The sequence below is a fragment of the Vagococcus carniphilus genome, from assembly GCF_014397115.1.
GTDB classification, from domain to species: domain Bacteria; phylum Bacillota; class Bacilli; order Lactobacillales; family Vagococcaceae; genus Vagococcus; species Vagococcus carniphilus.
The window spans coordinates 1,739,638-1,765,153 of record NZ_CP060720.1 but is presented as its reverse complement, the minus strand read 5'-3'; the positions used below and the strand labels follow the sequence as shown (position 1 = coordinate 1,765,153).

Annotated in this window: 23 protein-coding genes and 1 riboswitch; of the genes, 19 read left to right on the top strand and 4 right to left on the bottom strand. The window is 33.3% G+C overall.

What is annotated here, in order from left to right:
- The first annotated feature begins 42 nt into the window (after nucleotides 1-42).
- The 19 genes from pflA (at nucleotide 43) to H9L18_RS08555 (ending at nucleotide 20,058) form a co-directional block, all read left to right on the top strand.
- Nucleotides 43-804, top strand: a complete 762-nt coding sequence (gene pflA, locus H9L18_RS08640) for a pyruvate formate-lyase-activating protein (protein WP_126795612.1) — start codon at nucleotides 43-45, stop codon at nucleotides 802-804.
- Nucleotides 805-944: 140 nt separating this feature from the next.
- Nucleotides 945-1,048: riboswitch (guanidine-I (ykkC/yxkD leader) on the top strand.
- A 49-nt stretch (nucleotides 1,049-1,097) separates the two neighbouring features.
- Nucleotides 1,098-1,436, top strand: coding sequence for a DMT family transporter (locus H9L18_RS08635; RefSeq protein ID WP_126795614.1), 339 nt, complete (start codon nucleotides 1,098-1,100; stop codon nucleotides 1,434-1,436).
- Entirely contained in the window at nucleotides 1,437-1,751 is a 315-nt protein-coding gene (locus tag H9L18_RS08630) for a DMT family transporter (RefSeq protein ID WP_126795616.1), read from the top strand.
- A 71-nt stretch (nucleotides 1,752-1,822) separates the two neighbouring features.
- Nucleotides 1,823-2,749 carry a manganese-dependent inorganic pyrophosphatase gene (locus tag H9L18_RS08625; protein ID WP_126795618.1) on the top strand — a complete coding sequence of 309 codons (927 nt, stop codon included), beginning with the start codon at nucleotides 1,823-1,825 and terminating at the stop codon, nucleotides 2,747-2,749.
- Nucleotides 2,750-2,824: 75 nt separating this feature from the next.
- The gene (locus tag H9L18_RS08620) at nucleotides 2,825-3,778 is read left to right on the top strand and encodes a DUF1803 domain-containing protein (protein WP_126795620.1); all 954 of its coding nucleotides are present in this window, start codon (nucleotides 2,825-2,827) and stop codon (nucleotides 3,776-3,778) included.
- 66 nt (nucleotides 3,779-3,844) lie between these two features.
- The gene (locus H9L18_RS08615; RefSeq protein ID WP_126795622.1) at nucleotides 3,845-4,189 is read left to right on the top strand and encodes a thioredoxin family protein; all 345 of its coding nucleotides are present in this window, start codon (nucleotides 3,845-3,847) and stop codon (nucleotides 4,187-4,189) included.
- A 12-nt stretch (nucleotides 4,190-4,201) separates the two neighbouring features.
- Nucleotides 4,202-4,555, top strand: a complete 354-nt coding sequence (locus H9L18_RS08610) for a hypothetical protein (RefSeq protein WP_126795624.1) — start codon at nucleotides 4,202-4,204, stop codon at nucleotides 4,553-4,555.
- An 85-nt stretch (nucleotides 4,556-4,640) separates the two neighbouring features.
- Complete coding sequence (locus tag H9L18_RS08605) at nucleotides 4,641-5,555, top strand: RluA family pseudouridine synthase (RefSeq protein ID WP_126795626.1); 915 nt, start codon at nucleotides 4,641-4,643, stop codon at nucleotides 5,553-5,555.
- Nucleotides 5,556-5,754: 199 nt separating this feature from the next.
- Nucleotides 5,755-6,294 carry a bifunctional pyr operon transcriptional regulator/uracil phosphoribosyltransferase PyrR gene (pyrR, locus tag H9L18_RS08600; RefSeq protein ID WP_126795628.1) on the top strand — a complete coding sequence of 180 codons (540 nt, stop codon included), beginning with the start codon at nucleotides 5,755-5,757 and terminating at the stop codon, nucleotides 6,292-6,294.
- A 148-nt stretch (nucleotides 6,295-6,442) separates the two neighbouring features.
- Nucleotides 6,443-7,735, top strand: coding sequence for a solute carrier family 23 protein (locus H9L18_RS08595; RefSeq protein WP_126795630.1), 1,293 nt, complete (start codon nucleotides 6,443-6,445; stop codon nucleotides 7,733-7,735).
- A 29-nt stretch (nucleotides 7,736-7,764) separates the two neighbouring features.
- Nucleotides 7,765-8,691 carry an aspartate carbamoyltransferase catalytic subunit gene (locus H9L18_RS08590; RefSeq protein WP_126795632.1) on the top strand — a complete coding sequence of 309 codons (927 nt, stop codon included), beginning with the start codon at nucleotides 7,765-7,767 and terminating at the stop codon, nucleotides 8,689-8,691.
- Nucleotides 8,692-8,700: 9 nt separating this feature from the next.
- Nucleotides 8,701-9,981: a dihydroorotase gene (locus H9L18_RS08585; protein ID WP_126795634.1), complete on the top strand. Its 1,281-nt coding sequence runs from the start codon at nucleotides 8,701-8,703 to the stop codon at nucleotides 9,979-9,981.
- 3 nt (nucleotides 9,982-9,984) lie between these two features.
- Nucleotides 9,985-11,067, top strand: coding sequence for a carbamoyl phosphate synthase small subunit (locus tag H9L18_RS08580; RefSeq protein WP_126795636.1), 1,083 nt, complete (start codon nucleotides 9,985-9,987; stop codon nucleotides 11,065-11,067).
- Nucleotides 11,060-14,236, top strand: coding sequence for a carbamoyl-phosphate synthase large subunit (carB, locus tag H9L18_RS08575; protein WP_126795638.1), 3,177 nt, complete (start codon nucleotides 11,060-11,062; stop codon nucleotides 14,234-14,236). Before H9L18_RS08580 ends, carB begins: the two co-directional genes overlap by 8 nt.
- Nucleotides 14,237-14,254: 18 nt before the next feature.
- Entirely contained in the window at nucleotides 14,255-15,034 is a 780-nt protein-coding gene (locus H9L18_RS08570; protein WP_126795640.1) for a dihydroorotate dehydrogenase electron transfer subunit, read from the top strand.
- Nucleotides 15,031-15,948: a dihydroorotate dehydrogenase gene (locus H9L18_RS08565; protein ID WP_126795642.1), complete on the top strand. Its 918-nt coding sequence runs from the start codon at nucleotides 15,031-15,033 to the stop codon at nucleotides 15,946-15,948. The genes H9L18_RS08570 and H9L18_RS08565 overlap by 4 nt, the downstream gene beginning before the upstream one ends.
- The gene (pyrF, locus tag H9L18_RS15420; protein WP_126795644.1) at nucleotides 15,948-16,658 is read left to right on the top strand and encodes an orotidine-5'-phosphate decarboxylase; all 711 of its coding nucleotides are present in this window, start codon (nucleotides 15,948-15,950) and stop codon (nucleotides 16,656-16,658) included. Before H9L18_RS08565 ends, pyrF begins: the two co-directional genes overlap by 1 nt.
- Before the next feature lie 3 nt (nucleotides 16,659-16,661).
- Entirely contained in the window at nucleotides 16,662-17,282 is a 621-nt protein-coding gene (pyrE, locus tag H9L18_RS15415; RefSeq protein ID WP_126795646.1) for an orotate phosphoribosyltransferase, read from the top strand.
- A gap of 151 nt (nucleotides 17,283-17,433) precedes the next feature.
- Nucleotides 17,434-20,058 (top strand): serine hydrolase, encoded by a 2,625-nt coding sequence (locus tag H9L18_RS08555; protein WP_126795648.1) that lies wholly within the window; start codon nucleotides 17,434-17,436, stop codon nucleotides 20,056-20,058.
- Here H9L18_RS08555 and H9L18_RS08550 read toward each other — a convergent pair.
- The 4 genes from H9L18_RS08550 to H9L18_RS15410 all read right to left on the bottom strand — a co-directional run bounded on the left by H9L18_RS08550 (nucleotide 20,040) and on the right by H9L18_RS15410 (nucleotide 25,126).
- On the bottom strand, nucleotides 20,040-21,734 hold the full coding sequence (locus tag H9L18_RS08550; RefSeq protein ID WP_187559335.1) for an IS1182 family transposase: 1,695 nt from the start codon (nucleotides 21,732-21,734) through the stop codon (nucleotides 20,040-20,042). The genes H9L18_RS08555 and H9L18_RS08550 overlap by 19 nt on opposite strands.
- Nucleotides 21,735-21,891: 157 nt before the next feature.
- A complete protein-coding gene (locus H9L18_RS08545; RefSeq protein WP_126796551.1) occupies nucleotides 21,892-22,422 on the bottom strand; it encodes a DUF3278 domain-containing protein in 531 nt (176 codons plus the stop codon).
- On the bottom strand, nucleotides 22,412-22,615 hold the full coding sequence (locus tag H9L18_RS08540; RefSeq protein WP_126796553.1) for a helix-turn-helix transcriptional regulator: 204 nt from the start codon (nucleotides 22,613-22,615) through the stop codon (nucleotides 22,412-22,414). Before H9L18_RS08540 ends, H9L18_RS08545 begins: the two co-directional genes overlap by 11 nt.
- Before the next feature lie 252 nt (nucleotides 22,616-22,867).
- Nucleotides 22,868-25,126, bottom strand: coding sequence for a C39 family peptidase (locus H9L18_RS15410; RefSeq protein WP_246433269.1), 2,259 nt, complete (start codon nucleotides 25,124-25,126; stop codon nucleotides 22,868-22,870).
- Between the last annotated feature and the right edge of the window lie 390 nt (nucleotides 25,127-25,516).

The window sequence follows — 25,516 nt, the reverse complement described above, 5'->3', positions numbered from 1 at the left end:
GATGACTTCGGTCGCCTCTTTTTAGATAAGGAATGGGAAGTTATGACAGAAAAAGTTACTGGAAGAATTCACTCAACTGAAAATTTTGGGACTGTAGATGGACCTGGCGTTCGTTTTATTGTCTTTATGCAGGGATGTCGCATGAGATGTGAGTTTTGTCATAATCCGGACACATGGAAAATCAATGCTGGTCGTGAAGTGACAACGGATGAAATCTTAGAAGAAGCCTTACGTTATAAAAGTTATTGGGGAGATAAAGGTGGTATTACCATCAGTGGTGGAGAGCCTTTACTTCAACCTGAATTTATTACGGATTTATTTAAAAAAGCGAAAGCTAAAGGAATTCATACGACAATTGATACATGTGGACGTCCATTCACTTATGAAGAACCTTTCATTAGTCAATTTAATGAATTGATGAAATACACAGATTTACTTTTATTTGATATCAAACATATTGATAATGAAGCTCATAAAAAATTAACTAAAAATCCAAATGACAGTATTTTGGAAATGGCTAAACATCTTTCTGATATTGGTAAGCCAGTTTGGATTCGCCACGTTTTAGTTCCATTTAGAAGTGATTATGATGAGTATTTGATCAGACTTGATGCTTTCATCAAAACGTTAAACAACGTAGATAAGGTTGAAATTTTACCATATCATACAATGGGCCGCTATAAATGGGAAGAATTGGGTCTTACTTATCCACTAGAAGGTATTGACCCACCTACTCAAGAAAGAGTTAAAAATGCTCAAGATATATTACACGTGCAAGATTATACTAAATATCAAACAAGATAGTTTGTCTTGTGATTAAAGAAAGCCTCCAGTGTGAATTGGAGGTTTTCTCATTTTAAAAAATAAATGTAAAAATTTAATGAGCAAAAAACCTTTTAAATTGAAATCAATTATAAATTTGCTATAATCTATTGATACGAATAAAAAGTACTTACTAGGGTTCCGTGATATGAGCAATATCAGTCTGGTCCGAGAGTAAGTCCATGGGGTAAACCTATGTACACGGAAGGATAAAAGCCTGGGAGAATTATTTTCCCAGGCTTTTTTGTGTAAAAATATTGAAGGAGATGAAGTAAATGAATCGTAGTTGGCTATCTATCGTAATTGCCGCTGTATTTGAAGTTATGTGGGTGATTGGACTTAAACATGCTGCTAGTCCAATTGAATGGACTGGTACAGTCATCGCTATCTTTATTAGTTTTTATTTAATGATTAAAGCAGGAGAGAAGTTACCAGTCGGAACGGTTTATGCTGTATTTGTTGGACTAGGAACGACAGGAACAATTCTCGTGGATGCTTTTATTTTTAAGCAACCTGTGAGTGTTATGACGATTGTCTTTTTAGGAATTTTACTTATCGGTGTAATGGGGCTTAAATTATCATCAGATGGTAAAAAAGAAAGTGAGGTTAAATAAATGGCTTGGATTAGTTTAGTTTTTGCTGGTATTTTTGAAATGTTAGGTGTTAATAGTATTAATAAATATGTGAATGATAAGTCAAAGAAAAATCTATTAACATTAATTGTTATGTTTGCATTAAGCTTTATCTTACTTTCTTATTCCATTGAAAGCTTACCAATGAGTACTGCTTATGCGGTGTGGACAGGTATAGGTGCTTCTGGTGGAGCGATTTTAGGGATTGTTTTTTATAAGGAGCCTAAAGATGCAAAAAGAATCTTCTTTATTGGTTTAATTCTTTTTGCGGCAGTTGGACTAAAATTAATTTCGTAAACTACTTATGAAAACTATTATTTATGATATAATACGAAGAGTAAGATATAGATATTGGAGGAATTTTAATTATGTCAAAAGTTTTAGTTTTTGGTCATCAAAACCCTGACACAGATGCCATTACATCAGCTATTTCATATGCGTATTTACAAAATAAACTAGGTGTTGAAGCTGAAGCAGTTGCTTTGGGTGAGCCTAATGAAGAAACAGCATATGCACTAAATTATTTTAAAATGGCTGCCCCTCGCGTGATTGATTCTGTAAAACCTGAAACCAATCAAGTTATGTTAGTAGATCATAATGAAGCACAACAAAGTGCATCAGATATTAAAGAAGTAGAAGTTTTAGCAGTTGTGGATCACCACCGTATTGCTAACTTTGAAACAGCTAATCCATTATATTATAGAGCTGAACCAGTTGGTTGTACTAATACAATTATCTTAAAATTATACAAAGAAAAAGGAATTGAAATTCCAAAAGAGATTGCTGGTTTAATGCTTTCTGCTATTATTTCAGATTCATTATTATTCAAATCACCAACTTGTACAGAAGAAGATGTGGCAGCAGCTAAAGAGTTAGCTGAAATTGCTGGTGTTGATATGAATGCTTATGGATTAGATATGTTAAAAGCAGGAACTAATCTTTCTGATAAAACGGCTTTGCAATTAATCGATGCAGATGCTAAATCATTCCCGATGGGTGGAAAAAACTTAAGAATTGGTCAAGTTAATACTGTTGATGTGAATGATGTCTTAAGTCGTCAAGCAGAATTAGAAAATGAAATGAAAAACCAAAATGAAATCAATGGTTTTGATATGTTCGTATTAGTTATTACTAATATTTTAGATAGTGATTCTGTGTGTTTAGTTGTAGGAGAACCAAAAGAAAAAGTTGAAGAAGCCTTCAATGTGAAGTTAGAAAATAATCAAGCATTATTAAAAGGTGTGGTTTCACGTAAAAAACAAGTGGTTCCACCACTAACAAATGCTTTTAATTAGAGAAAAATAAGATTAAGAGGCTGGTTCAGAACTGTTTTTAGCTCTGTTTCGGTCTCTTTTTTTGAGGATGAGTATATGTTAAAAATTGTCAATCAACCATTTGACTCAAAAAAAATGGCGATTGTTTTAGATGAAACAACAGAACCTATTTTAAATTACTTGAAGGATCACAAAACAGAAAAAGTAACATTAAGACAAATCAAACGTGCTTTTCCTGAAAAGGATGAAATGGATCGATTTATTGATGATTTGGTAACGTTTAATTTAGTTGAAAGATATCATGGATCTTATTCTTTTAAAGGAAATATTATAACTGAAGACATGCAAGAAAAGATGATTACACTATTGACTGATTATCTAGATAATAAAAAAGATACAATCATTTCAATGTTTGAAGAAACAGTTCAACAGATTCCTGATGAAAATAAAACAGTCGTATTCTTGTATAGTTTATTTGGTGAGTTAGTACATGGGGCTAGTTCAATTTATCCTGATAACTATATCTCAAAAGAATGGTTAAGTATTCCATCACGCTACACTGAAATAAAAGGTAAAAAAGAAACATTTATTTCTATGAGTCAACCGTATCCAACATATGGCTATCAATTAAGTGACTTTTTTAATTTTCTTGCGTTAAACCGAGATGATTTACCAAAAGAGTTCCTAGAAGTTCGCTCTAAAGTGGGAGATGTTAACCAAAATTACTTCATGACTTACATAGAGCGAAAGTTGAGAAGACTAGAAAAAGGTAAATCTATTTCTTGTGATAAATCAGATATTTTCATGGAAACTCTATATAAGATGAACTATGTTGGAATGATTGAAGACCTATACACTTTTAAAATAGCAAGAATGACTATTCAAAATTTTGACAAGTGGACTGAAAGTTTGAATTTTTTAGTTGAGCTACTGGAATCTATTGATTTAGCGACAGAAGAAAAAGAATTTATCGTGGGCGTAGTTGTCTATCAATGGTTTGTTTCAGAAAATTTAATAGACACAACTCAAACTCTTCATGGTATGTTATAATAAAAAGCATAAACATTGGTTTTCTTTCTATTCTTTTATACAATAGATTAGAAAAGAGGGATCGTTATGTTTGAAAAAGTAACAGATATAAATATATTAAAAAAGAACATTGAAACATCGGAGTTAGCACTTGTTTATTTTGGACAACCTAATTGTAGCGTTTGTCATGGATTAAAACCTCAAATTGATACAAAATTAGCAGAGTACAAAGAAGAAATTCGCTTTTTTGAAGTGAATACATTAGAAGTTCCAGAAGTTGCAGGAGAGTTTTCAGTGATGACTGTTCCAGTTGTTTTACTGTTTGTTGATGGAAGGGAGTATTTACGACAAGCTCGTTTTGTTCCTGTTCAAAATTTATATGACCAAGTAAAAAAAACCGTAGAAGGTTTAAAAGAAAGTAAAACTGTTTAAGAGGTGAAGTGAATGAAGAAGTTCTTCTCAATTCTTGTGTTTCTTGTGATTGCTGCTGGTGGTGGCTATTTTGTTTATAATGAATACATGAAAAGCAAAACGCCTGATGTAGTAGCAACCAATACCGGAAAAATGGATGTTAATGAACTTGATACAGCAGAATATGAAAAAATTGATAAAGAAACAAAGAAATTAGCAGAGAAATATAAATATATCGAAACCTTTGAGTCTTTTGAAATACTAGAGGGATTAGAAAAAGAAGATACGTATCAGCTTGATAAGTATCCTGATCAAAAACTCTATCTAATTACGGCATCGAAACAAAAAGATGGTAGTGTTGTCGCTGTTTTTGCTGATAAAAAGTAGAACCTAGCATAAAAGTTAGGTTCTTTTTTCTATTTGGAGGAAAATGTGATAAAATGGGAAAGAATTCTTATGAAGGAGCGTTTTAATGGAGCTATTAAATTATACAATACAAGATGAAAAAGGAAGATTGGATAAAGTTTTAACAGAAGTTTTTAGCCAATTTTCAAGATCTCAAATTCAAGGATGGTTAAAAGATGGACGAGTAACTGTCAATGAAGAGGTAACAAGAGCGAATTACAAAGTTAAACATGGTGATAAAATAGAAATCAATCGACCTGAGCCACGAGTAATTGAGGCAGTTGCTCAAGATATCCCTCTAGAGGTTATCTATGAAGATGATGAAGTGATGGTAATTAATAAACCTCAAGGAATGGTAGTACATCCTTCTGCAGGACATCCTGATGGTACTTTAGTAAACGCTTTGATGAACCATAGTGACAAATTATCAACTATTAATGATGTAATTAGACCAGGGATTGTTCACCGAATTGATAAAGATACATCAGGACTTTTAATGGTAGCTAAAAATGATGAGGCGCATTTATTTTTAGCAGATCAATTAAAAGAAAGAAAAGCATTGAGAAAATATGTTGCTTTAGTTCATGGCGTTATTCCTCATGATAAAGGAACTATTACAGCACCAATTGGTAGAAGTAAAGATAACAGACAGAAACAAGCCGTCGTGAAAGATGGTAAGCCCGCTGTTACTCATTTTGAAGTATTAGAACGTTTTTCAGAATTTACTCTTGTTGAGTGTCAATTAGAAACAGGAAGAACACATCAGATTCGGGTACATATGAATTATATCGAATTTCCAATTGCAGGGGACCCACTATATGGTCCAAGAAAAACACTTCAAGGAAATGGCCAATTTTTACATGCCAAAACACTAGGGTTTGAGCACCCTAAAACGCATGAAGTGATGACTTTTAGTAGCGATTTACCAGAAGTTTTTAATAAAACTTTAGAAGATTTAAGAAATAATGTTGCTTTTTCTTAGCCACTAATGTATCATTGCTTTAACAAATAAATAGAAGTCCTTTAAGAATAGTCCAGAGAGGCTAAGAAGGAAAACTTACTTGCACTGTAGGGGAGAAGTATACCCACATAGTGAGTTGGTTAATTTTGATAAAATCAAATTCCCTCTTATTCTTTATGGATGAGAGGTTTTTTTATTGGATTTTTTAGGAGGAAGTTAAATGTCTGAAAAAGAAATTATTGATAAAATGACGATGAGTAGAGCATTGACACGAATTACTTATGAAATTATTGAACGTCATAAAGGAATTGATGATATCGTTCTTGTAGGAATCAAAACAAGAGGCATTTACTTAGCTAAGAGAATTGCTGAAAGATTGAAACAACTTGAAGGAAAAGATATTCCTGTGGGAGAACTTGATATTACTCTTTACCGAGATGATAATCATGAAATAAAAAAAGAAGAACCAACGATTAATGACACGAATGTCCCATTTCCATTAGAAAATAAGGAAGTCATTTTAATTGATGATGTTATTTTCACTGGTCGTACTATTCGAGCAGCTTTGGACGCGATTATGGATTTAGGAAGACCAGATAAAATTTCATTAGCGGTTTTGGTCGATAGAGGACATAGAGAGCTACCTATTCGAGCTGATTACGTTGGAAAAAACATTCCAACTTCAAAATCAGAACAAATTATTGTAGCTGTTGAAGAGGTCGATGGACATGATGGGATTACAATAAAAAAAGACAATTAAATAAGCTTTTTAATCAAGTACAGAGAGACTAGGAAAAGCGACTTAGACAAATGAGTAGGGAGAAAAACTATCCTAAACTCAGTCTATTTTCGTACGCCTCGTTTCTAATTGATAGATACGAGGTTTTTTTATTACAAAGGAGAAGAAAATGAATAAAGAATTTAGAAATCCAGATGTTGTATTAGATATTAAAGATAAGCCAAATGGTATTAAGTGGTTAGGATTAAGTTTACAGCATTTGTTCACGATGTTTGGGGCGACAGTCCTTGTTCCAATATTAGTTGGTATTAACCCAGGCATTGCCTTATTCAGTTCCGGACTTGGGACATTAGTTTATCTATTTGTCACAAAGGGAAAAATTCCAGCTTATTTAGGAAGTAGCTTTGCTTTTATTGCAGCGATGCAGATGTTAATGAAAGACGCAGGTTATCCAGCTATTGCGCTAGGAGCCGTGACAACTGGTATGGTTTACCTGATTGTTTCACTCATTGTTAAAAAAGCTGGCTCAGCATGGCTGGATCGATTGTTACCACCGATTGTAGTGGGGCCAGTTGTTATGGTAATTGGTTTAGGGCTTGCAGCAAATGCAGCTAATCAAGCCATGTATCAAAATTTACCAAATGGCGAGCAACTTTATAACGTTAAATACATTGCAGTAGCACTCTTAACCTTACTTTTGACGATTGTTTTTAACATGTATCTTAAAGGATTTTTAGGACTGATTCCCATACTACTAGGAATTGTCTGTGGCTATGTGATAGCTCTACTGTTTGGCATTGTTGATATTGAACCGATTAAAGAAGCAGCCTGGTTTGCAGTACCGAATTTTCAAGTACCATTTGTTACTTACTCACCTAAGCTTTACATTACAGCGATTGTGACAATGGCTCCGATTGCATTTGTAACAATGACAGAGCATATTGGTCATTTGATGGTACTAAATAAATTAACAAAACGTAATTTTTATGAAAACCCTGGATTAAATCGTACTCTCATGGGAGATGGGTTAGCACAAATTGTAGCAGGATTAGTTGGTGGTCCTCCTGTAACTAGTTATGGAGAAAACATTGGAGTTCTTGCGATTACAAGAGTTCATAGTGTGTTTGTAATAGGAGGAGCAGCGGTTTTAGCAATGGTATTAGGATTTGTCGGTAAACTAACGGCTATCATTCAAAGTATACCTGGACCAGTCATTGCAGGAATTAGTTTCATTCTTTTCGGAGTTATTGCTTCAAGTGGTCTGAAAATATTAATTGATAATAAAATTGATTTTAACAAAAAAAGAAATCTACTAATTGCCTCAGTTATTTTGGTAGTTGGGATTGGGGGATTAACATTTCAAGTAGGACCAGTGGCTCTTTCAGGAATGGCATTAGCAACTTTGTTTGGAATCTTGTTAAATGTCTTCTTACCAGAAAACGCAAAAAGTGAAACGGAATAAATAAATCGTACTATTTTAGGAGGAAAAAAATGATTATCACATCGGAAAGAATCAGTTTAAAGCATTTATTAACAGCTGAATCCTTAAGCGATCAAGAAGTGATGGGATTAATAAAACGAGCGCAGCAGTTTAAACAAGGAGCTATACCTCAGTTAGCAGATGAACAATATTTTGTTGCCAATTTATTTTTCGAAAATAGTACACGGACACATAAAAGTTTTGAAGTAGCAGAAAAAAAATTGGGCATTGATGTGATTGAATTTGATGCAAAAACAAGTTCTGTATCAAAGGGAGAATCTCTTTATGACACTGTTCTAACGATGTCAGCCATCGGTGTTCAAGCTTGTGTGATTAGACATACGGAAGAGGAGTATTACAATCAACTAATTCAAAGTAAAACGATTAGAACTTCCATTATTAATGGGGGAGACGGTAGTGGAAACCATCCAACGCAGTGCCTACTTGATTTACTAACGATATACGAAGAATTTGGAACGTTTGAAAATTTAAAGATAGCTATTTGTGGTGATTTAACCCATTCAAGAGTGGCTAATTCTAATATGAAGATGCTGAGAAGATTAGGTGCTACTCTTTATTTCTGCGGACCGAAAGACTGGTACCATCAGAAATACGAAGCATATGGTGAATTCTTACCAATTGATGAAGTCATCTCAACAGTTGACGTCATGATGATGTTACGGGTTCAACATGAACGACATAGTGGAGAAGAAGTCTTTTCTAAAGAAATGTATCATCAAGAATTTGGATTAACGAATGAACGGGCAAAAAGAATGAAAAAAGGAGCTATTATCATGCATCCAGCACCAGTTAACCGAGATGTAGAGTTGGCAGATGAACTGGTGGAATCTTACCAATCAAGAATTATTGAACAAATGAGTAATGGCGTTTTTATGAGAATGGCTATTTTAGAAGCAATATTACACGGAAAGGCTTAGGAGGATTAGATGAATACACTAATAAAAAATGGTTATATTGTAACGGAAGATAATGAACTAAACCAAGTTGATGTTTGGATAGAAGATAACGTAATTAAAGCAGTCGGGAAATTAAAAGAGTCAACAATTTCTTTCGAAAAAATAATCGATGCTAAAGGCGGGCTAATAACACCCGGACTAGTGGATGTCCACGTTCATTTTAGAGAACCTGGCTTTGAATATAAAGAAACGATCGCCACTGGAAGTGCTTCAGCAGCAAAAGGAGGCTTCACGACTGTTTGTGCTATGCCTAACTTAAATCCAGTACCAGATACAAAGGAAAAGTTAGCTCATGTGAATCAACTAATTGAAAAAGATAGTGTAGTTAAAATCAAACAATATGCGCCAATAACTAAGCAATTAAAGAGTGAAGAATTAGTTGACTTTGAAGCGTTAAAAAATGAAAAAGCATTTGCATTTACGAATGATGGTGTCGGGGTTCAGACAGCTGGAACGATGTATTTGGCTATGAAAGAAGCAGCCAAACTAAATATGGCAATTGTCGCTCATACAGAAGATGAGTCGCTCTTATTTGGTGGAGTGATGCATCAAGGAGAAATTTCTAAAAAGCTTGGTTTACCAGGTATTATGAGTGCAACAGAATCCTCCCAAATTGCTAGAGATGTTTTATTAGCTAAAGAAACAGGAGTTCATTATCATGTCTGTCATGTTTCAACTAAAGAAAGTGTTGAGGTTATCAGACAAGCTAAAAAGCAAGGGATTCATGTAACGTGTGAGGTGTGTCCTCATCATTTAATACTAAAGGATGAAGATATTACTAAAGATCACGGTTCATTTAAAATGAATCCTCCTCTTAGAGCAAGTGATGACCAAAAAGCTTTAATAGAAGGATTACTTGATGGAACGATTGATTGTATTGCAACCGATCACGCTCCTCATAGTCATGAGGAAAAAAATCAAAGTATGTTGAAATCTCCTTTTGGCATTATTGGTAGTGAGTCGGCCTTCCAATTAATGTACACCCATTTTGTTAAAACAAATCGATTTACATTGGAACAAGTTGTCTATTGGATGACACAAGCACCTTCTAAACTATTTGGTTTAAAAACAGGAACGCTAAATATTGGAAGTGCAGCAGATATAGCCATTTTTGATTTATCAAAAGAAATGACTATTTCAGATGACTTTGTTTCAAAATCAAATAACACACCATTTATTGGTGAACAAGTTTACGGTGAAACTATCTACACACTAGTGGATGGTCAAGTCGTTTGGCATAAAGGAGAGTAAAAAATGAAGCGATTGTTGATATTAGAAGATGGTACCTACTTTGAAGGTGAAGGGTTTGGTTCACTTGGTGTAGGAACAGGAGAAGTAGTTTTCACAACAGGTATGAGTGGTTATCAAGAAGTTCTAACAGATCCAAGTTTTAAAGGGCAGATGATTTTATTTACGTCACCTACTATTGGAAATTATGGGATTAATCGAGATGACTTTGAATCAATGGAGCCTGCTTGTAATGGTGTTATTGTCAAAGATCATGCCAGAGTTGCATCTAATTGGCGTTCTCAAATGACATTAGATGATTTTTTAAAGAAAAAGAAAATTCCTGGTATTTCAGGTATCGACACGCGAGCATTAACGAGAAAAATAAGAGAAACAGGAACAATTAAAGGTAGCATCATTAACGTGGTAGAAGACATTGACCATGAATACGACCAGTTAAGAGCAACTGTGTTACCAAGGAATCAAGTGCATGAAGTTTCAACAACAAAACCATATAGTATTCCAGGTACTGGTAAAAATGTTGTTGTTGTTGATTTTGGGATGAAGCAAAGTATTTTAAGAGAACTAGTTCTTAGAAACGTACGTGTTACAGTTGTTCCTTATCATTATACAGCAGAACAAATACTAGCTTTTTCACCAGATGGTGTCATGCTATCAAATGGACCAGGAGATCCTAAAGATGTAAAAGATGTGACTCAAATGATTTTAGAAATTCAAAAGAAAGTACCAGTTTTTGGTATTTGTTTAGGACATCAATTATTAAGCTTGGCCAACGGTGCCGATACGTATAAATTAACGTATGGTCATAGAGGAAGTAATCATCCTGTTAGAGTGGTTGCTTCAAATGAGATTTACTTTACTTCTCAAAATCATGGTTATGCCGTGTCAAAAGAAAGTGTAGAAAAAACAGATTTGATGATCACTCATATTGAATTGAATGATGAAACGGTTGAAGGAGTAAAACATAAGAATTACCCATCATTTTCTGTACAATTTCATCCAGACGCAGCACCTGGACCACATGATGCCGTTTCACTTTTTGATGAGTTTTTAGAATTAATGGATAACTGGGGGAGAAAAAATGCCTAAACGAAAAGATATTAAGAAAATACTAGTTATTGGTTCTGGGCCAATTATTATCGGGCAAGCAGCTGAATTTGATTATGCCGGAACACAAGCTTGTCTTGCTTTGAAAGAAGAAGGTTACGAAGTTATTTTGATTAATTCTAACCCAGCTACAATTATGACCGATAAAGAAGTTGCTGATAAAGTTTACATCGAACCTATTACGCTAGAGTTTGTTTCGAAAATTTTAAGAAAAGAACGACCAGATGCCATTCTACCTACTTTAGGTGGACAGACAGGACTTAACATGGCAATGTCTTTATCAAAAAGTGGCATTTTAGAAGAATTGTCCATTGAGCTACTTGGAACTAAGCTAAGTGCAATTGATCAGGCAGAAGATCGTGATTTATTCAAACAACTGATGGAAGAGTTAGGTGAGCCTATTCCTGAGAGTGTGATTGTAAATAATGTATCTGAAGCCATTGAGTTTGCTAATCAAATTGGCTATCCCTTAATTGTTCGTCCAGCATTTACTTTAGGAGGAACGGGTGGAGGAATGTGCGAAGATGAAGCAAGTCTAATTGAAATTACAAAAAAAGGACTTCATCTTTCTCCAGCAACCCAATGTCTTATTGAAAAGAGTATCGCAGGTTATAAGGAAATTGAGTTTGAAGTAATGCGAGATTCAACAGACAACGCAATTGTGGTTTGTCACATGGAGAACTTCGATCCAGTAGGAATTCATACAGGAGATTCTATTGTATTTGCTCCTTGTCAAACCTTATCTGATGTTGAAATTCAACTTCTAAGAGATGCTTCACTGAAAATTATTAAAGCATTAAAAATTGAAGGTGGTTGTAACGTTCAACTAGCTCTTGATCCGATGAGTTATAAATACTATGTTATTGAGGTTAACCCAAGAGTCAGTCGTTCATCTGCTTTAGCAAGTAAAGCAACAGGATTTCCAATTGCTAAACTGGCTGCCAAAATTGCAGTGGGTCTAACACTTGATGAGGTGAAGAATCCGGTCACAGAAACAACCTATTCTATGTTTGAACCTACCTTGGATTACATCGTTACCAAAATACCTAGATGGGCTTTTGATAAATTTGAAAAGGGAAACCGCATCTTAAGTACTCAGATGAAGGCAACTGGAGAAGTCATGTCTTTAGGAAGAACGATTGAAGAGTCGTTATTAAAAGCGGTTCGTTCACTTGAAATTGGAGCACATCATATTGAGCTAGAAGAATTATATACATTAACCGATGATGAAATTACGTTTGGAATGATTCACGCACAAGATGATCGTTTATTCTATGTAGCAGAAGCAATTAGAAGGAACTTCTCGATTAAAGAAATTGCTGATTTTACAAAGATTGATTTGTTCTTCTTAGATAAAATTCTCCATATTATTGAAATCGAAAAAGAACTTGAAAATGATCAAAGTAGAGAAATGTTAAAACGTGCTAAAGAGTATGGCTTATCAGATAAGGCCATTGCAAGTAAATGGCAACAAACGGAGCGTGCGATTTACGAAAGACGAAAAGAATTAAATCTTTTACCAGTTTACAAAATGGTCGACACTTGTGCAGCAGAATTTGAATCTAAAACACCTTATTTTTATGGAACATACGAACAAGAAAACGAAAGCATTCGTTCGGATAAAGAATCCATCTTAGTTCTTGGATCAGGGCCGATTAGGATTGGACAAGGAGTAGAATTTGACTACGCCACAGTTCATTCAGTAAGAGCGATACAAGAAGCAGGTTATGAAGCGATTATTATGAATAGTAATCCTGAAACAGTTTCAACTGATTTCTCAATTTCAGATAAACTGTACTTTGAACCTCTTACACTAGAGGATGTCATGCATGTCGTTGAACTTGAAAAACCAAAAGGCGTAATTGTTCAGTTTGGTGGTCAAACGGCCATTAATTTAGCTGAAGTTTTATCCAGTCATGGCGTTCATATCATTGGAACAAGTATCGAAGATTTAGATCGAGCTGAAAATCGAGATAAATTTGAACAAGCTTTAAAAGAGATGAATATCCCACAACCAAAAGGCGCAACAGCAACAAATACAGATGACGCAATAAAGATTGCTGAGTCAATTGGTTATCCAGTTTTAGTTAGACCAAGTTATGTTTTAGGTGGTCGAGCAATGGAGATTGTTTGGAGTACAGAGGATTTAAAACGATATATGAAAGAAGCAGTGAAGGCCTCCCCAGAGCATCCTGTCTTAATTGATCGTTACTTAGTTGGTGTTGAGTGTGAAGTAGATGCAATATGCGATGGTCAACATGTTTTATTACCGGGTATTATGGAGCATATTGAAAAAGCTGGTGTTCATTCTGGAGACTCAATGGCTGTATATCCACCTCAAAACTTATCTGAAACAGTGATACAAAAAATTATTGATTACACTAAAAAATTAGCTCTAGGCTTAAATTGTAAGGGTATGATGAACGTTCAGTTTATTGCTCAAAATGAAGAAGTGTATGTGATTGAAGTAAATCCTAGAGCAAGTCGTACAGCACCATTTTTAAGCAAAGTAACAGGTATTCCAATGGCACAAATAGCAACAAAATGTATTTTGGGTCAAAGTCTGGAAGTCTTAGGTTTTGAAGATGGCCTTTATAAAGAGTCAGAGATGGTTCATATTAAAGCACCTGTCTTCTCATTTGCAAAATTACATGATGTTGATACTCAACTTGGACCTGAAATGAAATCAACAGGAGAAGTAATGGGAACGGATAAAACATTAGAAAAAGCCTTGTATAAAGCATTTGAAGCTAGTGGCATGCATTTGCCAGATTATGGTTCAGTTCTATTCACAGTTGCAGATGAAACAAAAGAAGAGGCTCTTTCATTAGCAAAACGATTTAGTGAAATTGGTTACGGCTTAATTGCAACAGAAGGAACAGGAGAGTTTTTAAGAAATAATGGATTAGAAGTTAAAGTGGTTTCAAAAATCAATGCTGAAGATAAATTAGATGTCGTGGATGTTATTCGATTAGGACATACTCAGTTGGTTATTAATACAACAGGAAGTAATAGCCAACATAAATCTGATGGCTTTCAAATTAGAAGAGTCACTGTAGAAAATGGAGTTCCATTGATGACATCTCTAGATACAGCTGATGCTATTTTAAAAGTACTAGAAGATAGAAGTTTTTCAGCAATTGCTTTATAAAAGAAAAGGAGAGGGAACATGAAACAAGAAATGATGGTAATGACAAAGCAAGTAGAGATTGCAGAAAATATATTTGAATTAACATTACAGGGAAAATTGGTACAAGAGATGAATCAACCAGGCCAATTTATTCATATTCGTGTCCCTCGCTCTGATTTACTACTAAGAAGACCTATAAGTCTAGCTAATATTTCTAAAGAAAATGAAACTTGTCAAATTATCTACCGTGCAGAAGGTGAAGGGACAAAAGTTTTAAGTCAATTAGAAGAAGGAACTAAGATAGATTGTTTAGGACCTTTAGGCAATGGCTTTAATATAGAAGAAGTTGTAGAAAATGATGTCGTATTTTTAGTAGGTGGAGGAATTGGCGTTCCTCCCTTGTACGAATTAGGAAAAAAATTAGCTGAAAAAAAAGCTAAAATTATTTTTATGCATGGATTTGCTAATAAGAATGCGATTTTTTACGAAAAAGAATTCTCTGACTTAGGTGTCTTGATGTTAGCAACTGATGATGGTTCTTATGGATATAAAGGTCACACAGGAGATTTGATGAATAAAGCTTTAAAAGTTCACCCTAATCCTAAAGCTATCTATGCTTGTGGACCTAGTGGTTTGTTGAAATCTGTAGAGATGACTTTTCCAAATCATCCTCATGTCTATTTATCGATGGAAGAACGCATGGCTTGCGGGATAGGTGCTTGTTACGCATGTGTGTGTCCATCCAAAAAGGATCCGACTGTTAATAAAAAAGTGTGCGACGAAGGACCAGTATTTAAGTCAGGAGAAGTGATAATATGAGTCGATTAAGTGTCAAACTACCAGGTTTAGATTTGAAAAATCCAATTATGCCTGCTAGTGGGTGTTTTGGATTTGGAGATGAGTACAGCAAATACTATGATTTAAGTATACTTGGTTCAATTATGGTAAAAGCTACTACTTTAGAAAAGCGATTAGGTAATCCGGCTCCTCGGGTAGCTGAAACACCAAGCGGTATGTTAAATGCGATTGGCCTTCAAAATCCAGGTTTGGAAACAGTGATGACAAATCAACTTCCATCTCTTGAAAAGTATGATTTACCAATTATTGCGAACGTAGCAGGTTCATCAGAAGAAGAGTATGTGGCTGTTTGTAAAAAAATTGGTGATGCACCTAACGTTAAAGCGATTGAGTTAAATATTTCTTGTCCAAATGTTAAAGAAGGTGGTATTGCCTTTGGAACAAGTGCTGAAGTTGCCGCAAGCTTAACTAGAGCTGTTAAAAAAGTTGCCAAAGTACCAGTCTATATCAAACTATCTCCTAATGTGACCAATATTGTTCCAATTGCAAAAGCAGTTGAAGAAGCAGGCGCAGACGGCATAACGATGATCAATACATTACTAGGAATGAGAATAGATTTGAAAACAAGAAAACCAATTCTTGCAAATGGAACAGGCGGCCTTTCAGGTCCTGGTATCAAACCAGTTGCTATTCGAATGATTAATGAAGTAACGAGAGCAGTTGGTATTCCAGTTATAGGTATGGGTGGTGTTAGTACAGTAGATGATGTCATTGAAATGTTTTTAGCAGGAGCCAGTGCAGTCGCAGTAGGAACAATGAACTTTACTGATCCTTTTATTTGCCCTAAATTAATTGAAGAACTCCCAAATCGAATGGATGAATTAGGCATTAAAAGTATTGAAGAATTAATAAAAGAAGTAAAGGAGAGCCGTTAATGAATAGACCAATTATTGCTTTAGACTTTCCTAGTAAAAATGAGGTAAATTCATTTTTAGCTAATTTCCCAAAAGAAGAAACGTTATTTTTAAAAGTAGGTATGGAACTTTTTTATAGAGAAGGTCCTACTATAGTAAAGGAATTAATTGCTGAAGGTCATGATATTTTTCTTGATTTAAAATTACATGATATTCCGAACACTGTTCAATCAGCAATGCGAAACATAGCTAGCCTTGGTGTTAAGATAACTAATGTTCATGCAGCCGGTGGAAAAGAAATGATGACAGCAGCTTTAAATGGTTTAAAAGAAGGAACACCTGAAGGAAGAGAAGTACCTAAACTAATTGCAGTTACTCAGTTAACTTCAACAAGTGAAACACAAATGCATGAAGATCAGCTAATCCCTGTAAGTTTAAGAGAAAGTGTCACTCATTATGCAAAAATAACTGAAGATGCTGGATTAGATGGTGTTGTTTGTTCAGCTCATGAAGTGACGTTTATTAAGGAAGAGACAAGTAGTTCTTTTATCTGTTTAACACCGGGAATTAGACCAATGAATTCAGACAAAGGTGATCAAAAACGAGTGATGTCACCGAGTGAAGCTAAAACAATCGGCTCAACTTATATTGTGGTGGGACGACCGATAACAAAGTCATCTACGCCTTATGAAACGTATTTAGAAATAAAAAAAGAATGGATTGGTGAGTAGAAATTGAAAAAAATTGCAGAACAATTACTTGAAATAAAGGCAGTTGCTTTAAATCCTAGTCAACCATTCACTTGGGCAAGTGGACTTAAAAGCCCGATTTATTGCGATAATCGATTAACAATGAGTTATCCAAAAGTTAGAAAGGAAATAGCAAATGGATTAGCTCAGATTATTAAAGAACACTATCCAGATGTAGAAGTAATTGCAGGAACAGCTACTGCAGGGATTCCTCATGCTGCTTGGGTAGCAGAAGTTCTCGATTTACCAATGGTCTATATTCGTGGCAAAGCAAAAGATCATGGAAAAAAGAATCAAATAGAAGGATTTATCTCATCCAATCAAAAAATGGTTGTTATCGAAGACTTGATTTCAACAGGAGGTAGTGTTCTTGAAGCATGTGTGGCAGCTGAACAAGAGGGTGCTGATGTTTTAGGAGTAGCAGCTATTTTTACTTATGGTTTACCAAAAGGAATTGAAAATTTTGAAAAAGCGCAAGTTCCATTTACTACACTAACAAATTATAATGAATTAATTGAAGTGGCTGTTTCAAAAGGTTATATTAATAATTCTGAAGTAGCACTTTTAAAAAAATGGAAAGAGAATCCAAAAGACTGGCAAAAATAATAGTTTTAAAAAGTAGAATTGAAAGAAGGAGAACTACTCTTTTCTTTTAATTCTATTTTTGGTTTTGTGTTATTTTTTTTAAAAAAAGGATGGTAAAATAAAGCGGTTGTTCTATAATAGAGTAGAGTGATAAAAAGAAAGGATACTTAAAATGAAAAAGACAAAGTGGTTAGTAGCGTTAGGTAGTTTAGGGTTAATGATGGGTAGCTTTTTAGTAGTTCCATTTGATGCATTAGGGACTGAGGGAAGCTCTTCAACTGTTGAAATCACAGAATCAAGTACTACTGAATCAACTAAAGAATCAGAGACAACATCTATTTTGGAATCTCAGACTGAAACAAAAACATCCGAAACAACAAGTTCAACAGAGGAGGTTACTACTCCAAGTGAGTCTAAGGAAAAAATCCCTCTTGATAAGAAACAATATGTTGTTATAAAAAATGAGAAAGCAGTTATTTATAAAGAGTTAGATTTTAGTGAAACAATTAATTTAGAAGCAATCAAATTTGAAGTATTAATGACGGAAGAAAAAGTATTATTCGAAGAAAAAACTTATTTTGTTCTAAAAAATACACAAGATAAAATAATTGGATTTGCTGATGGGGCAGATATTGAACTTCATGAAAATGCGTACCTTGAAAAAATTGCTTTAAATAAATATGTAAGTTTAGCAAGTTCAACCCCAGTTTTATATAAAGATTTAGAATTAAATAAATCAGAAGCTCTTAAGTTAGAAAAAGGTCAAACTTTTTTAGCAAAAGAACAATTCAAACATTTAAATGGTCAAACTTATTACTCTTTATTTGATTCAAAAGAAGCTTTTATCGGATTTATTTCAGAGAAAGAAGTTACTTTAGCTGAATCAAAAGGTGGAGTTTATCAAAGTTTCGGTAAATATGCAACAATTAGCTCAAACAATGGCGTTGTATGGGGAGATTTTGATGGGAAAGTTAGAAATCAACTAAAGAATATTTATGAAAATACTTATTCTGCTAAAGGAAAGTATCATCACTTTGATGGCACTATTTATTATTCTTTATATGATAATAAGAATAAATGGATTGGTTATGTTAACGAAAAAGAAGTTGGTATTGCTGATGGTAGACAAGGAAGTTACCAAGGTTTTGATAAATATGCAGTGATTAAGAGTAAAAATTATTCAATCTGGCAAAATTTCAGCTGGAAGAAGAAATATACAAGTAATCAATTTTTAAATCGTACTTTTGTAGCTAAAGGAAAATATCATCATTTTAATGGAGATGTTTATTATTCTCTTTATGATTTAAATGATAAATGGTACGGCTACATTAATAAGAATGGTACAACTTTAACAGCAGATAGCCAGGGTTCATATGTTTCTTATGGGAAATATGTATCTGTTAAAAATAGTAACGGTAGTGCGTGGAGTAGTTTTAATTGGAATAAACGTCACAATTTAAAAGATTTAGCTAATCAAACTTTCTTAGCTAAAGGAATTTACTATCATGCAAATGGTAACGATTATGTTTCAATTTATGATAGAAATAATAAGTGGTATGGCTATGTAAATAAAGATTTTGTCAAAATAGCTGATGGTAGACAAGGAGCTTACCAAGGCTTTGGTAAGTATGTAACAGTTACCAAGAATAATTATAGTTTATGGCGCAATTTTAATTGGAAATCATTAGGTTCTAGTAATCAAGCTTACCATCAAACGTTATTAGCAAGAGGAAAATATCAACATTTTAATGGAGATACTTATTATTCTTTATTTGATAGAAATAATAAATGGTACGGATACATTAATGCTAATGGCACATCAGTTGCTGATGGACCTCAAGGAATTTATCAAAGTTATGGCAAAAAGGTAACGATCAGTAAGAAAAATTATTCAATGTGGTCAAACTTCTCTTGGAAAAAGCGACACAATACGTCTTCATTTATGAATCAAACAATGCTAGCAAGAGGAAAGTACCAACATTTTAATGGGTCTACGTATTTAAGCTTATATGGAGGTAATAATAAATGGTATGGCTATCTAAATGAAGAAGCAACATCAATGGATGCCGAAAAATTAGCTAGAGTTCAAAAAATGCTTAATTCAAAATATAGCTCACCTAATTTTGGAATTTATGTGAGTAGCTTAGCTGATAATTCTAACGCTTCTGTCAATGGAAATAAAATTTTTACAGCAGCAAGTACTGGAAAACTACCAGCTATGTATTATACACAAAAAATGATTAATCAGAAAAAATTAGATCCTAATAGAAAGTATCTTTATACAGATGCGATTAACCAAATGCCGGTTTACTCATATATGAGAGGCGGAGCTGGAATTCTTCAAGGAAAACCTCTTGGTAGTTATTACTCTTTAGATACGATGTTAAACTGGACAGCTAAATATTCGGATAATCAAGGAGCTAATTTCTTAGGTTATTATGGAGCTAATCAGTATGACGCAAGAATGAGAAATGAAATTTCAAGTATCATTGGCAGAACTTGGTATTCACCATTCCAAATTTCTGCTAGAGAAAATGCAATGCTGATTAGTGCTATGTATCGTCAAGGCGGTCAAGTGATGCGTTATATGCAAAACACTGTTTTTGATAATCAACGCATTGCAAGAGATTTACCAGTACCAGTTGCACATAAAATTGGTGACGTAGGTAGCTACCGACATGATGTGGCAGTAGTTTACGCTGGAAGCCCATATGTTTTATCTGTTATGACACAAAACGGCACGTCATATGATACAATCTCAAGAATTTCAAACGATGTTTACAGTATTATGAAATAGAAAATAAAAAGAAGAGGCTGACCCAAAAGTCTCTTAAAACAAAGCAAGAATTCTAAAATGAGGTTTATCATTTTGGAATTCTTGTTTTTTCTTATTTTTCTGTCTATATCCTTCCTAAATTTACTTAGTTTTCTCAAATTTAGAGCCATAAACGCAAAACCTAACTCCTGTGTTACTTTCTCTTGACCTCTAACCGAGAATCGATTGAACGACAAATTAGCCTTTAGATTTCCAAAGGCTGGTTCTACGTCAATTTTTCTTCGACGGTAAATCGCTCCTGTTACATCATCGCTCAAAAGCTCTCTTGCGTGAGCTTTAAAATATTCCCAGTTACCATTTTTTTGAATGACTCTACTTTTATTACTTTTTGCTCGGGTACACAAAGATCTGACAGGGCAATCTATACATGTTTCACATTCATACATTTTTAACTGTTTTGTAAATCCCTGTTTATCATTGCGAGTAGAGTAATTTCTAAAACTCAGTTCTCTATTGTTAGGACAAGTATAGCTATCTGTTAATTCATTGTATTTCCAATTATTAGTAATGAATGGGTTTTGTTTATATTTTTTGGTCTGTTCTTTTTGATACATAGTGTAGGTGATTAATGGTGTTCTCTCAAAATCATCCAAGATGGCTTGGTAGTTTTCTTCACTTCCATAACCGGCGTCAGCTACAATATAATTAGGTAACTCAAAATAAGATTCTTTGATAGTGGTCAAAAAAGGAATCATCGTTTTAAAATCTGTTGGATTTGAAAAAGTATCATAAGCTAGAACGTATTGATTGTTGGTTGCGATTTGGACATTGTATGCCGGTTTCAGTTGACCATTCATCATATGATCTTCTTTCATTTTCATAAAAGTAGCGTCTATATCTATTTTTGAAAAACTATTTCTCTCTTTAAAAATCTGATATTGTTGCTTATATTTTTTCTTCCTATCACTGAATTCTCGAAAAGCCTTTAAGGCTTTTTTAGGTTCCTTTCTTTGACGACGGAGTTCTTTTCTAAGTGTAACGTCTTCTGTATCATCTATTTGTTCAGTCAACTCAGATACTTTAGTTTCAATAGAATCGGCAATGAGATTCAACTGTTTATCATCCCATTCCTCATCTTCATTATGAATCGACGGAATGATTTTTTCTTTGACTAATTGTTTATAATATATTTTTGATTTTTCTGTTAGAGAATCGTCAAATCTGGTCGTACTCTTTCTCCAAACAAAACTATATTTATTGGCATTAGCTTCCAATTTGGTCCCATCAATAAAAATAGAATCTTCTTCAATCAATTTCTGCGAAACTAATTGATTTCTAAATTGAATAAAACACTCTTGAAGAATTGGCTGAACCAAAGGATTCACTCGAAAACGATTAATGGTTCTGAAGTTAGGAAATTGTGATTGAGTCAACCACCTAGTACGAATACTATCTTTAGTCATCGCTTCAATTTTTCTACCAGAAAAATTAGACTGTGTATATCCACATAAAATAAGTTTCAACATCATTCTTGGATCATAAGACGAGGTTCCCATTTGATGATCAAAAACAGAAAAAACGTAACTTGGAATACTCTCTACTAATTCATTAATCGCGAAAGCGATGTCGTTTTTTTCTAAATAAATTTCTAAATCTAGTGATAATGTAACTTGTTTCATGTTATAATTTTTATACATAAATAGCACTCCCTTTTGATTTGGTTTCGACGCTTTAATTATAAAGGATAGTGCTATTTTTTTCGTCAAAAAAAGGAACAAAATCTAAAAAAAAGATTTTGTTCCTTTTATTTTATTTAAGAGACTTTTGGGTCAGCCTCTCTTTTTTTACGAAAGTTTAATCTTCAACTTTTTTAATTCTTAGTAATGAAATAGCTAAAATCAGCACACCAAAGATTACACCGCTTGTTAAGCTCCGATTAATATGATGCCAAGATATAAGATAAGTTAAAAAAGAACCATCATCCATCATCATTGAAATAAGAGAATTAAGAAAATGAATGACTACTGAAAAATAAATAGCAACACCTAAGCATTTAGTTATCGTTTGATATCTTATTTTTTTAATATCGCTTTTTTCCACTTCAATATCCATTAATTTTAGTTTGCTCGTTTTTATACCTATATAACCGGTAATAAGGAAGTAGATCATTAAGTTGCTACCAATTAAACCAAATAATGATTCCCTTGGGGCTTTCTCTATAAATAGTAAAGCTAAAAACGCTGATAAAGGCATATAAGTATAAAGAATCATAAAAGCTTTATTTCCAATTTTATCTATTTCTCCTCTACGATATTCATCTAAAACCCCAGATACACCGTACATACGTTTAATCATTTTTACGGTTAAACTTTCTTTATTTTTCATCTTTTTTCTCCTCCCAAAACAAACTATTTAAATCTGTTTCCAATACTTTTGCTAGACGTATACATAAATCAAGCGATGGATTATATTTGTTATTTTCAATTAAGTTTATTGTTTGCCTAGCAACATTTATTTCCTTAGCTAAAGTACTTTGAGACATCTTTTTTTCGACACGATATTCTTTTACCCGATTCATAATTTTCTCCTTGTCATATATATGTGACATTAATAGAATACTTCTATTTTTTTAATATGTCAAATATATATGACAAAAAATAACTTTTAATTTTCTTAATAACTAAGTAATGATTGTTATAACGGGTGAATAAAGTGGGCTTGATTTGGATTTGTAATTAGAAAATTTAATAATAAAAAAAGAATGGAAATCCCTAAATTAAGAGATGTCCATTCTTTTATTTGATAAATTTAGCTTCTCGTACTTTTTACTTTACCTAATAACTACTGCTCTTTTTTCATTAGCGAAATAAGAAGCTTGTAATTTATTTTTAGTTACCCAGTAGCCACCTTTAGCGTTCGGATCAGATACATGGTAAGTGTTTGTCTGACTATTGTAACCATCCAAAGTAACCACATGAGCATTGTTAAGTCCATATCCCCAATGATATCTATATAGAGGTTTAGCTGGCTCGAAATTAATAGTTACATAGATAACAATTGGGTTGCCATTTGTCAATTCTTTATTAATTTGGTTTAGTGAAGAGCCAGAAATATTTTTAGCATTTCCTTTAGCATAATTATTAGCCCATTCAGTTAATGGTTTTGGGAAAATAGAGTGGTAAACGCCATATGTGTTTCCGTACGGGTTTCCAGAAAAACCATTATTTGGATTATTATCATTAGATCTTGGCATTTTATCAATAAAAGGGTGAAGTGAATAATTTTTAGCGTATCCTTTTAAATGCAAAGCTTGTAATAAGCTCGCAGCTTCACAACCCATATGTGCTTTTCGGCCATTAATTTCCTCCATTTGATTATAGTATGGAGCGTTCAACATAACATAGGTGGAGTTATTTCCTTTAGCTTCAGCAACACCACTTCGATTAATATAACCTTGCCAATTATTTTTTTGGTCATATAAAGAGTAATATGTAGACCCGTTAAAATGTTCATATTTTACTTTGGCTAGATAAGGTTTATTTAGCATGTTTTTGGTTGTTCCTTTTGAAGCAGAGAAGTTTAAATTACGCCATAAATCATAGTTTCTACTTCTAACAGAGACATACTTATTAATGGAAATAGCATGTCCAGTTCGATTTGTTTCTTGAGTAGCATTTTGATTGAGGTAACCATACCAAGTTCCTTTACTATCGAATAATGAAAGGTAAGTGTCACCATTAAAGTGGTGGTAGATGCCTTTTGCTAATAAAGTTTTCTCGTGAATATTTTTAGTGGTATCTCTTTTTTTCCAATTAAAATTTTGCCATGTCGAATAATTAGGGTTCTTAATTGAAACATACTTATTGTGAGCCTGATAAGCACCTTGCTTACCCTCAGCAGCTTTTACAGCATTTTGATTAACGTAACCGTGCCATTTATTTTGATTGTCGTAAAGTGAGACATAATCATTTCCATTCGCATGATGATAGATACCTTTTGCTAGATAGGTTTGATTAACTAAATCATGTCCGCTGTTTCTTTTATTCCATTGGAAAGAAGACCAAGTATCATAATTCTTATTGCTGAAAGTCACATATTTACCATAAGAATGATAGCTACCTTGTGCTCCATCAGCTAATTTAGTTGCTTTTTGATTCACATAACCATACCAAGTTCCGTTTTGATCATAAAGCGATAAATAAGATTCTCCACTAAAGTGATAGTAGATGCCTCTTGCTTGTAAAGTTTTGTTAACCAATTTATCTCCACTTAGTCGATATTTCCAACCAAAGTTAGACCAAGTATTGTAATTTTTGTTGCTGTAAGTAATATATTTGTCAAAACTAACATAACTACCTTGACGTTCTGAACTAAGAGTCACTTGATTTTGATCAATGTAACCATACCAAACTCCTTTTGTATCAAATATAGAAAGGTAGGTTTGGCCATTAAAGTGATGATACTGTCCTCTTGCAAAAAAAGTCTTATTTATTAGTTTGTCTTGAGAGAATTTTTTTGAACCTTTAAAATTTGCTAAAGTTGAACTATTCGGGTCAGTAATCGTAGCATATTCTCCAAGTGAGTAGTGACTTCCTTCAGGTCCAGCAACTTTAGTTAAAGACTCTTCAAAAACGTAACCAATTTCCTTATCTGATTGGTTAAATAATTGATATAAAATTTTACCATTTGAATGTTTTACAGAAGCTTTAGCTAAAAATGTTTGATTAAGATAATCATTAGTTGACCCTAAAATATCATTTCCAGTTTTATCAAAAATAGCTTGATTCTTTTGATTTAAACTAACGTATTGTGAGAGTTCGCTAAAGGAAAGGTTTTTATTTGCTTCGATATTTTCTTCTTTTAGTTTTTCAGGTTGAGACTCACTAGATTGAGATGTTATCTCTTCAATGCTAGAAGTTAGTGTTGTTTCAGACGTAGAGATTTCTTTTGACTCAGTTAATTGTTCAGTTGTTTGAGTTGAAGAAATAGAAACATCATTATATTTAGATTCTTCGATAGCTAATCCGTCTACTGGGTTTAGTAAAATGGAACTAGACAAAGCCAACAAAAATAAATTATACTTTTTCATTTGATTCCCTCCAATTTAATATTATACAGAGTAAATTATATCATTTTCAGTTCTATTTTTGGTAAAATGTCGTTCTTTTTATTGTTTTTTGAAAATAAAAAGAAAAAAGGATGAAACTTTGGTTTTTTATTAGAAAATAACAAACATTTAATTGTTATTATTAACAAATGATACGTCATTCGACTTATTTTGATGGTTTGTTACCCTTATAAAGGGAATAAAACAGTAAAAATCGATAATAAAATATTACTAAGAAAAAACATGCATATTTATCCTGTTTTTTGAAAAATAAATCAACTAACAAACGTTTAGTGTGGTATTATATATGTATAAACAAGATAATGAAACGAAAAAAACTTGTTTGTAGTTATGTGTTGGAAAGGGTGATGA